Source organism: Pseudomonas sp. GW821-FHT01C01 (assembly GCF_059422645.1).
Genome location: NZ_JBWKXF010000084.1, coordinates 1 through 14,711, shown reverse-complemented (window position 1 = coordinate 14,711; position 14,711 = coordinate 1). Strand labels below are relative to the sequence as shown.

Annotated in this window: 13 protein-coding genes; 6 read left to right on the top strand and 7 right to left on the bottom strand. The window is 61.6% G+C overall.

Annotation, left to right across the window (positions count from 1 at the left end):
* The first annotated feature begins 230 nt into the window (after positions 1-230).
* The 6 genes from AC07XF_RS27930 to AC07XF_RS27905 all read left to right on the top strand — a co-directional run bounded on the left by AC07XF_RS27930 (position 231) and on the right by AC07XF_RS27905 (position 7,762).
* On the top strand, positions 231-1,874 hold the full coding sequence (locus tag AC07XF_RS27930) for an ABC transporter substrate-binding protein (protein WP_495029092.1): 1,644 nt from the start codon (positions 231-233) through the stop codon (positions 1,872-1,874).
* A gap of 76 nt (positions 1,875-1,950) precedes the next feature.
* Complete coding sequence (locus AC07XF_RS27925) at positions 1,951-2,904, top strand: ABC transporter permease (protein ID WP_495029091.1); 954 nt, start codon at positions 1,951-1,953, stop codon at positions 2,902-2,904.
* Positions 2,901-3,737, top strand: coding sequence for an ABC transporter permease (locus AC07XF_RS27920; protein ID WP_495029090.1), 837 nt, complete (start codon positions 2,901-2,903; stop codon positions 3,735-3,737). The genes AC07XF_RS27925 and AC07XF_RS27920 overlap by 4 nt, the downstream gene beginning before the upstream one ends.
* Positions 3,738-3,739: 2 nt before the next feature.
* A complete protein-coding gene (locus AC07XF_RS27915) occupies positions 3,740-5,395 on the top strand; it encodes a dipeptide ABC transporter ATP-binding protein (RefSeq protein ID WP_495029089.1) in 1,656 nt (551 codons plus the stop codon).
* Between the two features lie 120 nt (positions 5,396-5,515).
* Positions 5,516-6,664 carry a hypothetical protein gene (locus tag AC07XF_RS27910; RefSeq protein ID WP_495029088.1) on the top strand — a complete coding sequence of 383 codons (1,149 nt, stop codon included), beginning with the start codon at positions 5,516-5,518 and terminating at the stop codon, positions 6,662-6,664.
* A 222-nt stretch (positions 6,665-6,886) separates the two neighbouring features.
* Positions 6,887-7,762 carry a LysR substrate-binding domain-containing protein gene (locus AC07XF_RS27905; RefSeq protein ID WP_495029087.1) on the top strand — a complete coding sequence of 292 codons (876 nt, stop codon included), beginning with the start codon at positions 6,887-6,889 and terminating at the stop codon, positions 7,760-7,762.
* A 120-nt stretch (positions 7,763-7,882) separates the two neighbouring features.
* On the opposite strand, the gene AC07XF_RS27900 is transcribed toward AC07XF_RS27905, so the two are convergent.
* The 7 genes from AC07XF_RS27900 to AC07XF_RS27870 all read right to left on the bottom strand — a co-directional run bounded on the left by AC07XF_RS27900 (position 7,883) and on the right by AC07XF_RS27870 (position 14,522).
* Positions 7,883-9,247, bottom strand: coding sequence for an MFS transporter (locus tag AC07XF_RS27900; protein WP_495029086.1), 1,365 nt, complete (start codon positions 9,245-9,247; stop codon positions 7,883-7,885).
* A 164-nt stretch (positions 9,248-9,411) separates the two neighbouring features.
* Positions 9,412-10,845 (bottom strand): NAD-dependent succinate-semialdehyde dehydrogenase, encoded by a 1,434-nt coding sequence (locus AC07XF_RS27895; RefSeq protein ID WP_495029085.1) that lies wholly within the window; start codon positions 10,843-10,845, stop codon positions 9,412-9,414.
* On the bottom strand, positions 10,842-11,876 hold the full coding sequence (locus AC07XF_RS27890; RefSeq protein ID WP_495029084.1) for an aldo/keto reductase: 1,035 nt from the start codon (positions 11,874-11,876) through the stop codon (positions 10,842-10,844). Before AC07XF_RS27890 ends, AC07XF_RS27895 begins: the two co-directional genes overlap by 4 nt.
* Positions 11,877-11,886: 10 nt before the next feature.
* The gene (fae, locus tag AC07XF_RS27885) at positions 11,887-12,399 is read right to left on the bottom strand and encodes a formaldehyde-activating enzyme (protein ID WP_007984954.1); all 513 of its coding nucleotides are present in this window, start codon (positions 12,397-12,399) and stop codon (positions 11,887-11,889) included.
* Positions 12,400-12,785: 386 nt separating this feature from the next.
* Positions 12,786-13,070, bottom strand: a complete 285-nt coding sequence (locus tag AC07XF_RS27880) for a pentapeptide MXKDX repeat protein (protein WP_495029083.1) — start codon at positions 13,068-13,070, stop codon at positions 12,786-12,788.
* 52 nt (positions 13,071-13,122) lie between these two features.
* A complete protein-coding gene (locus AC07XF_RS27875; protein ID WP_495029082.1) occupies positions 13,123-13,908 on the bottom strand; it encodes a molybdopterin-dependent oxidoreductase in 786 nt (261 codons plus the stop codon).
* Entirely contained in the window at positions 13,905-14,522 is a 618-nt protein-coding gene (locus AC07XF_RS27870) for a cytochrome b/b6 domain-containing protein (protein WP_495029081.1), read from the bottom strand. The genes AC07XF_RS27875 and AC07XF_RS27870 overlap by 4 nt, the downstream gene beginning before the upstream one ends.
* Positions 14,523-14,711: the final 189 nt, after the last annotated feature.

Here is a 14,711-nt window from a genome sequence, read left to right as displayed (position 1 = left end):
CGCGAAAGCGGTGTGCCAGTCAACATTGATGTAACTGACACACCGCTTTCGCGAGCAAGCCCGCTCCCACATTGACTGTGTCCAGCCCTTCTATTTCAGGCGCTGGCACCGCCCTGCGCCAGTAACATGCGTTTATCGAACGTTTAACCGCTGAATTTATCGTTTGTCGATCTTTGCCCCGCTGACAAAACTGCGGCCATCTCAAATAAAAACAACATGAGAGCTGCCCCATGCCCCATCTCGACGAGTTAAAGACTCTGGACGGCGCCCTGCCGCATCCAGCGGTAAACGACCTCTGCGCCCAGGTCAAAAGCGGCGAGATCAATCGCCGGCAATTCCTGCGCACCGCCGCCCTGCTGGGCGTCACCGTGGCCAGCGCCAGCACCTTTATCGGTTCGGCGCTGCTCGGTGATTCGGCATTCGCCGCCGAGGACCAGCCACCGCGCCAGGGCGGCAGCCTGCGTTTTGCCTGCGCCATCCAGGAAATCCAGGACCCGATGCTGATCACCTGGATCGAAGCGTCAAACCTGTTGCGCAATTCCCTGGAGTTCCTGACCTGGGTCGATGCCGAAAACATCACTCACCCGTACCTGGCCGAAAGCTGGAGCCCGTCCGAAGACCTCAAGGTCTGGACCTTCAACCTGCGCCAGGGCGTCAAGTGGAGCAACGGCGACGAGTTCACCTCGGATGACGTCGAGCACAACATCAATCGCTGGATCGCCGCCGACTCCAAGTCGGTCAACCGCACCGCGTTCCAGGACATTGCAGCCTTCGAAAAAACCGGCCCGTACCAGTTCCGCCTGGTGCTCAAGCGCCCGATCCTGGCCGTCCCGGAAATGCTCAGCGCATTCACCTGCACCCTGGTGCATCGCAGCTTCAAAAACGGTGACGACTGGACGAAAAACCCAATCGGCACCGGCCCGTTCAAGCTGGTTTCATTCGCGGTCAACAAGCAGGCCACCTTCGCCAAACGCGCGGACTACTGGCGCAAACCGGCCAACCTCGACGAACTGCGCTACGTCGACATGGGCACCGACATTTCCACCCATCTCGCAGCCTTGCAGGCCGGTCAAGTCGACGTGCTGTACCGCGTCACCGTCGCCGAACTGGACCTGGCCAAACGCTTGCCGGGCGCGCAACTGCTCAGCTGCAAATCGGCGCAGACCGTGGTCATGCGCATGGCCTGCGACCAGAAACCGTTTAGCGATGTGCGCATCCGCAAAGCCGTGGTGCTGTGTGCCGATAACGCGCAGATGCTGAAGATTGCCTATCGCGGCATGGGCACCCTCGGTGAAGACCACCACGTTGCCCCCTCCCACCCGGAATACTCGCCGCTGCCCAAGCGCGAGCGGGATGTCGCCGGGGCCAAAAAGCTATTGGCCGAAGCCGGTTTCCCCAACGGCATCGACATCGACCTGATCGTCGGCAACACCCAGGGCCGCTACGAACAGGACTGCGCGCAGATCCTGCAGCAGAACTGCCTGGAAGCCGGCATCCGCATCAACCTCAAAGTCATCCCGGCCACCCAGTACTGGCCGATCTGGGACAAAGCGGCGTTCAGCCTGACCTATTGGGCACACCGCCCGCTGGGCGTGATGTCCCTGGAACTGGCCTACCGCAGCGGTGCCGCCTGGAACGAAAGCCACTACAGCGACCCGGCGTTCGACGCCGCGCTGGACAAGGCCATGGGCATCATCGATCCGAAACAACGCGCCCTGGCGATGCAGGACGTCGAGCGCATCCTGCAGGACGCCGCGGTGATGGTGCAGCCGTTCTGGGGCGACAAGTTCACCGCCACCAGCAAGAAGGTCCAGGGCTTCAAGGTTCACCCTTCGGACTTCTACCCAATGGATGAAGTCTGGTTGAGCGCCTGACGCGCAGCCCCACATGTGCCCGCCCACCGACCGGTGCGGCGGGCCGGCATCCCTTGATTAGCCGGAGCCTGCAAACATGGCTGAATTTCTGTTGCGCAAATTGATGGCGTTGATCGCGACCCTGTTGTCAGTGTCACTGATCGTGTTCGTCGCCCTCGAACTGAACATCGAGGATGTGGCGATCAACGTCCTCGGCCCCTACTCCGCCGCCGACCAGCGCGCCGCGTGGCTGGTGGAACATGGCTACAACCAGCCGTTCCTGTGGCGCTACCTGGTGTGGCTGAAAGATTTCGTCAGCGGTGACTGGGGCACCTCGGTGCACTTTCGTGAGCCGGTGATCAATCTGTTGCTGCCCAACCTCGGGCAAACCCTGATTCTTGCCGGGCTGGCCTTGCTGGTGATGGTGCCGGTGGCCCTGACCCTGGGCATTCTGGCGGGCATTCGCCAGGGCTCGCTGGTGGACCGCCTGGTGTCGTTCCTGTCGATCGTCACCACTTCGATTCCGGACTTCGCCAGCGCGGTGTTCGTCTCGGCGATCTTCGTCTTCTGGCTCAACTGGCTGCCGGGCGTGAGCAGCATGAGCGAAGGTTTCAACGCCGCCGAACTGGCCCTGCCGCTGATAGTCCTGTGCCTGTTCGGCATCGGCTACCTGGCCCGCATCACCCGCGCCTCGATGGTCGAAGTGATGCAGGCGCCGTACATCCGTACCGCTCGCCTCAAGGGTGCGTCGACTTCGCGCATCGTGCTGCGCCATGCCCTGCGCAATGTGCTGATCGCACCGATCACAGTGATCATGCTGTACATCCCCTGGCTGCTGTCGAACGTGATCGTGGTCGAGGTGTTCTTCGCCTACAAAGGCTTCGGCTCGCTGCTGTACACCGCCTCGCTGAACCATGACGTGTACCTGATCGAGGCGTGCGCGATGATCAGCGGCGCGGTGGTTGGCGCAACCAAAATCTTTTCCGACCTGGCCTACACCTGGCTCAACCCGCGCATCACCTTGCGCAGTCTTGGCGGAGGTGGCCAATGAGCTTCCTGCAATCGTTCAAACATCCTTTAGCCCTGCTCGGCCTGCTGTTGGTGGGCGGCTGGGTACTGATCGCCGCGTTTGCGCCGTGGCTGGCGCCCCATGATCCGCTGGCAAGCTTCTCCCCGCTGCTGACGCCGATGACCGCTGACCCCAGCGGCCAGAGCTTCCTGCTGGGCACCGACATGATTGGCCGGGACATTCTTTCGCGGCTGGTCTGGGGCACACGTACCGTGCTGTTCTGGTCGATCCTCGCCACCCTGACCGCGTTCGCCGTGGGCATTGCCATGGGCCTGTGCGCCGGTTACTTCAATGGCAAGGTCGATGCCTTCCTGTCCTATGTCGCCGACACCGTGCTGTCGTTCCCGGTGCTGGTGCTGTACATCGTGATCATCATCGCCCTCGGCGCTTCGGCGCTGAACATTCTGATTGCGGTGACCTTCACCAGCGCCCCGGCAATCTTCCGCATCATGCGCGCCCTGACCATCGACATCCGCTCCCGGGACTACGTGCTCAGCGCCATCACTCAGGGCGAAGGCTCGTTGCGCATCATGCTGGTGGAAATCCTGCCCAACTGCGGCGGGCCGCTGATCGTCGATTTCTGCCTGCGCATCGGCTACACCGCGATCATGATCGGCGCCCTCGGTTTCCTCGGCCTCGGCCTGCCACCGCCGACCCCCGACTGGGGCGGCATGATCAACGAAGGCCGCAGCATGGCCATCGCGTTTCCGCACCTGGTGATCTTCCCGTGCATTGCCATCTCCACCCTGATGCTGGGCCTGAGCCTGCTGGCGGACGGCCTGGACGAACACGCCCAGAAAGGCGCAAGGAGCTGAGCATGAGCAACCCACAGAACCTGCAACAAGTACTGCGCGTGGAGAACCTCTCCATCGAACTGCCGGCCGGCGCCGACCGCAGCCACGCCGTGCACGGCATCAGCCTGGAGGTGCGCAAGGGCGAAATCCTCTGCGTGATCGGCGAGTCCGGCTCGGGCAAATCCGTGCTCTCGGCGGCAATCATGGGCGACTACGCCAAAGGCCTGCGCCACAGCGCAGGGGTGATCGATTTTCTCGGCGACGACATTTGCCGCATGCCCGACGATGCCTTGCGTCAGTTGCGCGGCAATCGCATCGCCATGATCTTTCAGGAACCGATGGCGGCACTGAATCCGGCGATCCGCATCGGCCAGCAAGTCGAGGAAATCTTCGACATTCATGCACCGCAAATGCCTGCCGCCGAACGCCGTGAACGCATGCTCGCCCTGCTTGAATCGACCCACTTGCCCGACCCGCCACGGATCGCCAACAGCTTTCCCCACCAGCTCTCCGGCGGCCAATGCCAGCGTGTGGTGATCGCCATGGCGCTGGCGATGAACCCGGACTTGCTGATCGCTGACGAACCGACCACGGCGCTGGACGTCACGACCCAGGCGCAAGTGCTCAAACTGGTGCGCGAACTGCGCGGGCGCGGCCAGCACGGGATTCTGTTCATCACCCACGACTTCGGTGTGGTGGCGGAAATCGCCGACCGCATCGCGGTAATGGAAGGTGGACGACTGGTGGAAATCGGTGAGCGCGATCAGGTGCTCAACGCCCCGGCGCACCCGTACACCCGCAAATTGATCGCGGCGGTGCCGGCGTTGCATCCCGAACTGCACGTACCGAGCGCCGACGGCGAACTGGCGTTGCGCATCGAACATTTGAACAAGACGTACAACGTCGGTGGTCGCTCGGTGGCGGCGCTGCGGGATGTCTCGCTGCAACTGCCACGGGGCAAGACATTGGCCATCGTCGGCGAGTCCGGCTCGGGCAAGAGCACGCTGGTCAAGGCGGCGATTCGCCTGGTGGACAGCGACAGCGGTCACGTCTGGGTCGGTGACACCGATTTCCTGGCCTTGCGCGGCGCGGCGCTGGCGGCCAATCGGCGGCGCATCCAGATGATTTTCCAGGACCCTTATGGCTCGCTCAATCCACGGCATCGGGTTGGCGACATCATCGCCCGCGCCGCGCAATTGCGTGGGTTGTCGGCCAAGGATGCCTGGGCTGAGGCCGGTGATTTGCTGGAGCAGGTCGGGCTCAAGCGTGACGCGCTCAAGCGCAAGCCCCGGCAGTTTTCCGGAGGCCAGCGCCAGCGCATCGGTATCGCCCGTGCATTGGCGATGCGCCCGGAAGTGCTGATCGCCGACGAAAGCGTTTCGGCCCTCGATGTCTCGGTGCAAAAGCAGGTGCTGGAGTTGCTGGCCGAACTGCAACAACGATTGAACCTGAGCATCCTGTTCATCACCCACGACCTGCGGGTGGCGGCGCAGATCAGCGACTACATCGCGGTGATGCGTCAGGGCGAAGTCGTCGAGTACGGCACTGCCGAACAGGTGCTGCTGCGACCGCACAACAGCTACACCCAGACGCTGCTGGCGGCGGCCCCCGGCGCTTCGGCAATACCGGCCAGTCCTGTCGATGGCCCTGCGTTGAGACTGATCAGACCCCAGGCCTGATAACCCGAATCACTTTCCCCACACCGCTGCGTTCGCCGCGGTTTGGGTTGCTGTTGCCAACATAAAATCAAAAACAGGAGCAAGACTTTGCGCACAACCACCCTTCGCGCGATTCATTCCATGGCCTTGATACCCGTACTCGGCGCCCTGGCGGCACCGGCCATGGCTGTGCAGGTCACCGACAACCTGGACCTCGGCGGCGCCGTCCGGGCCCGCTGGGACTACGACCCGGATCGTGACATCCAGAAATTCGGCCTGGACACAGTGTTCCTCAGTGCCAAGTACAACTCCGACACCTGGATCGGTGAGGCCCAGTACCGTTTCTACGGCCGTTCCTATCCCTACCAGTACACCAAGAACTACGGCGACATCCAGTTCGCCAAGTACGCCTGGGCCGGCTACAAGTTCAATCCCGACCAGCAGGTGCAAGTGGGTCTGAACACGGTGCCGTTCGGTTTGCAGCCGTACTTCGGCAGCACCTTCTACGAAACCCTGGGCAACGTCATCGGCCTGGAAGATTTGCAACAGGTCGGCGCCAAGTACATCCAGCAAAGCGGTGACTGGAACGTCCAGGCCGGTTACTACCTGCGCCCGGCGTGGCAAGGCAAGGGCACCAGCAACGGCGTCACCTACTCCAGCGTGGTGTCGCAAGCCGACAGTTATGTGGCCGACGGCAGCGACAACCAGGAACGCAACACCGTGGTACTGCGCGTGGCCAGGGCACTGGACCTGGGGCCGTGGAAATCCGAAGTCGGTCTGTCCGGCCTGACCTCCAGTATTCAGAACCGGGACACCGACAATGATGGCCGGCGCAACGCCGTGGCCTTGCACTACCTGGGCAAGAACGGCCCGTGGGGCGTGCAGTTGCAGGCAGCGCGACAGCAGATGTCACCGCGCAACCCCGGCACCGACGAACTGGTGACCCTCGGCGGTTACGACGGCACCTACAACGTCGCCAGCCGCGGCAACCTGTACGTGGCGGACGTGAGTTATGACGTGGCCGGCAAGTACCTGTTCGACCAGATCAGCGGGGTCAAGCTCTACGCCAACTACAGCGCCTTCGACAAATCCGCCGATGATTTCAAGACCTCGCAACGGATGATCCTCGGCACCTCGTTCGCGGTCAGCAAGCTCTGGGTCTACACCGAATGGCTGTTCGGCAAGAACGATCCGTACATTGGCGGCAGCAGCTATACCCAGAGCCTTGGGGCCGGCGGGACTGATCAGTGGGAGAATCAGTTGTACATGAACATCGGGTATTACTTCTGATCCGGGATTTGTAGCGTCCTTCAGGATGATTTCGCTGGCAAGCCAGCTCCTACAGATTTTGTGAACAGCGCAAACTTCTGTAGGAGCTGGCTTGCCAGCGATGGGGCCAGCCCAAACAACACTTGCATCAGCTCATCACTAATAGTCAGATAGGTCTTCAGAAAATTCGTACATTCACCCTGCCCCACGCAACACCGGCGTCCGGTGCGGAGCCCTTCCTTCATGCGTCAACTGCCCTCGCTCAACATGCTGCGCGTCTTCGAAGAAGTCGCGCAGCATCGCAGTTTCAGCCAGGCGGCCCTGGGATTGAACGTCACCCAGGGCGCCGTCAGCCGGCAGATCAAACAGCTTGAAGATTATCTCGGCGTGGCGCTGTTCGTCCGCACGCCCCAGGGCCTGACCCTGACCGAAACCGGCACCGCCCTCTCCCCACACCTGGCGGAAGCCTTCGACCATATCGAACGCGCCCTGCAAGCGGTACGCGTGCCCAATCTGCGGCAGCGCCTGCGCATCGTCGCGCCGCCTACCTGGGCGACACGCTGGCTGTCGGCGCATCTGCGAGCGTTCGTTCAGCGCTATCCCGACATCAGCCTCAGCGTAACCAACCAGTTGGGCCACGACAGTCTCGCGGAAATCGACTGCCACATCCGCTTCGGCCTCGAAGCCGCCAGCCATTGCAACAGTCGCTTGCTGGTGATGGAACGGCACATTGCCGTGGCCAGCCCGGAACTGTTCAGCGACGGCGACCCGCCGGACCTGCGGCAATTTCCATTGCTGCACATCCTGCACGACGGCAAACGCCTGAAGGTCTGGGAGAACTGGCTGGCGGCCATGGGCCGGGACGACATCGATGCCGGGCAAGGGCTGGAATTCAGCACCCTGGACCAGGTGATCCACACCGCACTGGCGGGCGGTGGGCTGGCGGTGATCGACCGGCAGATGATCGAAAAGGAACTGGCCAATGGCAGCCTGGTGCCGATCACCCCGGTGGAAGTGGTCGGGCCGTATGGCTATTGGCTGGATGTGGCGAATGACAAGCAGGGCTTGTCGAAGGTGCGGTTGTTTACCGAGTGGTTGGGGCTGGTCAGCAATCCCTAGACACCAATTTCCCTGTAGGAGCGAGCTTGCTCGCGATGGAACCGAAAGCGCATTGGGGTGTCAGGCACCCAGCGTTATCGTTGACAACCATCGCGAGCAAGCTCGCTCCTACAGGGTGTATTAGATGGGTGCCGTGACTTTCACGCCTACTGACACACCACCCTCCACCGGACTCTGCGCCTTGCACGCCTGGCTCAAGGTCAGCGACTTGGTCTCCGGTGCCCACGCCCAGGACAACAAGGCGCCCAGCGCCAGAATCGCCGCGAGAATACCCATGGTCGGGCTCAAGCCAATCCCCGCCACACTCACCGGCAACAGGAAAGTGCTGATCGCCGAACCCAGGCGACTGACCGCCGTGGCCAGGCCGATGCCGCTGGCACGCACTTCGGTCGGGAAGCTCTCGGCCGGGAACACACCCACCAGGTTACTCACCGCCGACAGCACCAGGGTGAACACGCCGAACACCAACACCATCAGCCACGCCGCGCTACCCGGCAACACCGCCAGCAGGAACAACGCCGCCGCCAGAATGATGAACGAGTTGATCAGGAACCCGCGTCGAGTGAACTTGATGGTGCACCAGATGCCGATCAGTGCGCCGAGGATCAGCAGCATGTTCAGCATCAGCTCGGTGCCGAAGCCTTCGGCCAGTCCCATTTTCTGCAGGATCGACGGCAGGAAGGTGTAGATGGCGAAGTACGGCATCACGATGCACACGAAGAACAGGCAGTTGAACGCCGTGCGCTTGCGGTACTCGCGACTGAACAAAACGGCGTAGCCGGAGCGGGTTTCGGTGGAGCGGGCTTCGTCGAGTTCGACGTGCTCGCCCAGGTGTTTCTTGACGATGGCGCGAGCCTCGGCGATGCGCCCCTGATTGACCAGCCAGCGCGGCGATTCCGGGGTGCCGATTCGGGCAATCAGAATCAGTGCCGCCGGGATCGCCGACGAGGCCAGCATCCAGCGCCAGGCATCGTCGCCGAGGCTGAGCATGGCGGTGCCGACGAAAGTTGCGGCGACGTAGCCGAACGTCCAGATCACGCTGAACGAACCGAGCAACACGCCGCGATGCTTCTTCGGCGAGAACTCGGCGAGCATGGCGTGGCCGACACTGAAATCACCGCCCAAACCGATGCCGATCAGCACCCGGCACAGGAACAGCGCCATGGCCGATTCAACGTAGAACTGCATCACCGAAGCGATGGTGATCAGTACGAAGCTGACCAGGAAGATTTTCTGCCGGCCGACCTTGTCGGAAATCCAGCCGAAGAACAGGCTGCCGAGAAACAGGCCGATCAGGGCCGAAGCGCCGATCAGGCCCTGCCAGAATGCGTCCAGCTGCATCTGCGGACTCAGCAGGGTGAACGCGATACCGATCAGGCCGAGGATATAACCGTCGGTGAAGTGCGCGCCGAAGGTCAGGCCGGCAATCTTGATATGAAAGCGGCCAATGGGCAGGTCGTCGATTTTTACCGGTGTTACGGACATGTTCGTCTCCAGTTGTTGTTATTGATGGAGAAATGAAACGTGTATCCCTGTAGGAGCGAGCTTGCTCGCGAAAAACCTGAGAACACCGCGGGGTATCAGGATTGCAGCGTTATCGTTGAAGACCATCGCGAGCAAGCTCGCTCCTACACAAGGGCGTCGTAGCGTTACAAACCGCCCATCAACAGGTATTTGATTTCCAGGTAGTCATCCAGACCGTACTTCGAACCCTCGCGACCCAGGCCCGATTCCTTGATGCCGCCGAACGGCGCCACTTCCGTGGAAATGATCCCTTCGTTGATCCCGACCATGCCGGCTTCCAGGCCTTCGGCCATGCGCCAGACGCGGCCGATGTCGCGGCTGTAGAAGTAGGCCGACAAACCGAACGGCGTGTCGTTGGCCCGCTGCAGCACTTCGGCTTCGTCCTTGAAACGGAAGCAGGCAGCCACCGGGCCAAAGGTTTCATCCTGGGCAATCAGCATCTCGCTGTTGGCTTCGGCGAGGATGGTCGGTTCGTAGAACGTGCCGCCCAGCGCATGACGACGGCCACCACACAGGACCTTGGCGCCCTTCTCTACCGCGTCGCTCACGTGCAACTCGACCTTGGCCAGCGCAGCGTTGTTGATCAGCGGGCCTTGTTCGGTCTCGCCATCCAGGGCGCCGCCGACGCGCATGGCTGCAACGGCTTCGGCGAGTTTGCCGGTGAAGGCTTCGTACACACCGTCCTGAATGAAGAAGCGGTTTACACAAACGCAGGTCTGCCCGGTGTTGCGGAACTTCGAGGCCATCGCGCCTTTGACGGCAGCGTCCAGATCGGCGTCGTCGAACACAATGAACGGCGCGTTGCCACCCAGTTCCAGCGAGACCTTTTTCAAGGTGTCGGCGGCCTGGCGCATCAGCAATTTGCCGGTGCGGGTCGAGCCGGTGAACGACAACTTGCGCACAACGCTGGACGCTTGCAGCGCGCCGCCAATCGCCACGGCATCACCGGAGACGATGTTGAACACACCGGCCGGAATCCCGGCCTGCTCGGCCAGTACCGCCAGGGCGAAGGCCGACAGCGGGGTTTCTTCCGAAGGCTTGAGGATCATCGTGCAACCGGCGGCCAGCGCCGGGCCGACCTTGCGGGTGACCATGGCCAGCGGGAAGTTCCACGGGGTGATCGCCGCGACGACGCCTATGGCTTCCTTGACCACGATGATCCGCGCATCGGCCTTGTGGCTCGGGATCACGTCGCCGTAGGCACGCTTGGCCTCTTCGGCGAACCACTCCAGGAAGCTCGCGGCATACACCACTTCGCCCATCGCTTCGGCCAACGGCTTGCCTTGTTCGCGGCTGAGCAGCGTAGCCAGATCCTTCTGGTTGCTCAGCATCAAGTCGCTCCAGCGCCTGAGGCGCTGGCTGCGTTCCTTGGCGGTCAGCTTGCGCCAGGCCGGCAAGGCGCGATTGGCAGCTTCGATGGCCAGGTTGGTTTCGTCTGCGCCGGCCTTTTGCACCTCGGCGATCAGCTCGCCGTTGGCCGGGTTCAGCACCGGATAAGTCTGCCCGCCGCTGGACCATTGGCCGTCGATGAAGTTGCCGTGACGGATCAAAGTACTCATGCCACGGCCTCGGTCAGATTGAAACGATCCAGGCCCGGACGCGCGGTGCGCAGGATACGTTTACCGGCGGTGTAATCGTTGATCACGTCGCACGGCGTGTAATTGCGCTCCAGCTCATGCAGTTCTTCGGCGTCGAGCCTGGTTTCCAGGGCCGCCAGGGCACTGTCGAACTGTTCGGTGGTGTCGGCGCCGACCAGCATGCAATCCACACCCGGATGGTTGGCCACCCACGCCTGGGCAATCTGCGCGTTGGACACGCCACGGGCACGGGCTACACGTTGCACCGAATGGGCGATTTCGAACGAGGCTTCGTCGCTGTACATCTGCTGGGTGAAGAAGTCGGTCTGGTTGCGGGTCGACTGCGCGTCACCGGTCAGCAGGCCACGGGCCAGCGGGCTGAACACCGAGACACCGAGGCCCTGATCACGACAGAACGGGATCATCTCGCGCTCTTCTTCACGGTAGGCGCAGTTCAGTTGCAGCTGCATGTTGATCGGCTTGACCCAGCCATTGCGCTCGCAGGCCATGAGGATTTTTGCCAGTTGCCCGGTGAGCATGGTCGACACGCCGATGTAGCGGGCCTTGCCGGAACGCACGATGTCATTCATCGCGCTCATGGTTTCTTCGACCGGGGTGTTGACGTCGAAGTAATGCAGCATGAAGACGTCGACGTAATCCATGTCCAGGCGCTTCAGCGAAGCATCGATGCTGTCCATGATGTGCTTGCGCGAGTGACCGCTGGCATTGATGCCGCTGCGGGTGCCGTAGCCGACCTTGGTGGTGATCACCAGGTCTTCGCGACGGGCCAGGCGCTTGACGATACGCCCGACCACTTCTTCGCCGACACCGGCGGAATAGAAGTCCGCCAGGTCGATGAAGTTCACGCCGTTGTCCAGGGCGTGCTTGACGATCGGTTCGCTTTTCTTCTCATCGAAGATCCACGGTTTCCAGTCCGGGGTGCCCATGTTCATGGTGCCCAGGCACAGGCGGGAGACTTCGAGGCCGGAGTTGCCCAAACGAATGTATTGCATGGCGCGGACCTCAGGCTTTTGGCGTGTAGAAAGGGTTGCTGATGTGATCGACCACATCTTTGAGCTGCGCGGTTTCCGGCTTGCCGGTCAGGGCGGCGCGAATCGCGGTGCGGCAGGCGTTGTAGTTGTTCAGGTACACGGCGTCGAGGTCGTCGCAGGCCGGGTTGACCCAGTTGGCGGTGACGATGGCCCACTCGTCCTCGGCTTCCGGCGGCAGGGTGCCGTCGAGCAGCGCTTCCAGAACCGCCTTGGCAATGCCGGCCTGGGACGCGCCCCAGGTGGCGTTGCCGTGCAGGTCACTGCCGATTGCGGCCTTGTTCACATACAGGGTCATCGGCTTGACCGGGATGTTCGGCTGGGCGATCACCATGAACGGGCAATGGCCCTGGCTTGGCGACGCCAGGCTGTTGGCGAACGCCTGCCCTGCCGGGCCGTTGCGCGGACCGATCAGGATATTGATGTGCGCGGCGTTCACGCCTGGGCCTTCGAAACCTTCACCGATGTACAGGTCGAGTTCTTTCATGATCATTACTCTTTGGGACGCAGAGGGATTTGTTTGGGGGGTTCAGCAGCGCACGCAGGCACAGGGCCTGGCGTGGCAGATGTCTGGATTCGAAGAGCGCAGCAGGAAGCTTGCGAAGACGCGGCAGTGATGATGAGTCATGGTTGCAAACGCTCTTTTTTGTTGTTGATGAGCTGGTTTGCGATTTTTAACACCGGGGGTTGGCGGGGCTGTAACCATTAAAAGTCATGCGGGTATGACTTCAAGTCATACCCGCTGAATACCTGCGAAAAACCTGTGGGAGCGGGCTTGCTCGCGAAGGCGTAGTGTCAGTCGTTATCGATGTTGACTGATCCACCGCTTTCGCGAGCAAGCCCGCTCCCACAGGGGGGTTCGGTTGTTTGGACTTACTGAGACATTTCGCTTTTTTTCATCGCATCCTTGGACATTGCGTCTTTTTTCATGCCGTCCTTGCTCATGGAGTCCTTGGACATGCTGCCTTTGGACATGGCGTCCTTGGACATCGAATCGGTCTTCTTCATCGCGTCTTTCTTCATCGCATCCTTGGACATGGCGTCCTTGGACATCGAGTCCTTGCTCATGCTGTCGTTGCTCATAGTGTCAGCGGCAAAGACACTGGCGGCGCCAACGGCCAGGCACATGGACAGAACAACAGTGGTCAACTTTTTCATGATGAAACTCCTTGGAGCACGGGTTTGCGGACGGTGAATGTTCGGGCGTTCATCAGCTGCCACCAAACCAGTTGTAGCCCTGGTCTTCCCAGAAGCCGCCGCTGTAGGTGTTGCTGACGAAAATCGCCTGAATGTGTTTGGGGTTCTTGTAGCCCAGCTTGGTGGGCATGCGCAGCTTCATCGGGAAGCCGTATTCGCGCGGCAGTACTGCGCCGTCATAGGTCAGCGTCAGCAGGGTCTGCGCATGCAGCGCGGTGGCCATGTCGATGCTGGTGTAGTAGTCGTCGGCGCATTTGAAACCGACGTACTTGGCGTCGGTATCGGCGCCGATGCGCTTGAGAAAATCGCTGAAACGCACGCCGCCCCAACGGCCGATCGCGCTCCAGCCTTCGACGCAAATGTGCCGGGTGATCTGCTCGGTCTGGGCCATGGCGCGCAGCTCTTCGAGGCGCCAGCTGCGCTTGTCGGCGACCAGTCCGGTGACTTCCAGGCGATAGCTCTCCTCCGCCACCGTCGGCGCCTCGTCGATGCCGTAAAAGGCATTGAAGGGAAACGGCCGGGTGATCATCGATTCGGGATAGGTCGGCGCCATCGCGTTGGGGTTGAACAGCCAGCCCTGCACCCGGTCATTGAAGCGCGACATGGACGACAGCGCAGTCTCGACGCTTTCGTTGTCGGTGATGTTGCAGCCGGACAACATGGCCACGCCGCCCAGAGTCAGGCCGCGCAGCAGGAACGAGCGGCGCGAGCGGTCTTCGATCTGTGGGGCGAGGACCTTGCGGGCGTCGGTCAGGATCAACGACTCGTCCAGCCCGGGTATCTGAATGCGCTTTTTCATACTGGCTCCTTGCGACCGACGATCATGACCAGCAGCGTTTTCGGAACCAGCGCGACCATCAGCAGATGCACCGCCACGAAGGCCACCAACAGCGCCATCGCAAAGAAATGCACACGGCGTGCGCCTTCGTAACCGAACAGCAATTCACGCAGCAGCGGAAACTGCACCGACTTCCACAACACCAACCCGGAGAGCACCAGCAGCGTGATGTCGACCATCACGAACAGGTACGCCACCCGTTGCACCTGGTTGTAATGACTGAGGTCGGCGTGTCCGAGTTTTCCGCGCAACGCGGCCCACAGGTCTTGCAGCACGCCGCTTGGCGAAACCGGGAAGAAGCGTCGCTTCAGGCGTCCGCTGAACAGGTTGAAGGCCAGGTAGATCAGACCGTTGATCGCCAGGAACCACATCGCCGCGAAATGCCATTGCAGCGCGCCGCCCAGCCAGCCGCCGAGGGTGATCGACGTGGGAAAACTGAATTCGTAGATCGGCGAGGCGTTGTAGATGCGCCAGCCGCTGGTGACCATCACCAGCACCGCCAGGGCGTTGAGCCAATGGGTCAGGCGTAGCCAGCGTGGATGACTGGACTTGGGTGAAGCAGTGGTCTGCGACATGTCCGGCTCCCGGTTGTTATTCGTTGGAGCCGATTATGGGAGCCGGAAGATCGCCAAATCCTCACGTAAAGTTAAATTAAACGTGATAACTCGCTCATAACGAGCAGCGCAAAACCCTGTGGGAGCGGGCTTGCTCGCGAAGACGGTGTGTCAGTCGACATCTGTATTGCCTGACACACCGCCTTCGCG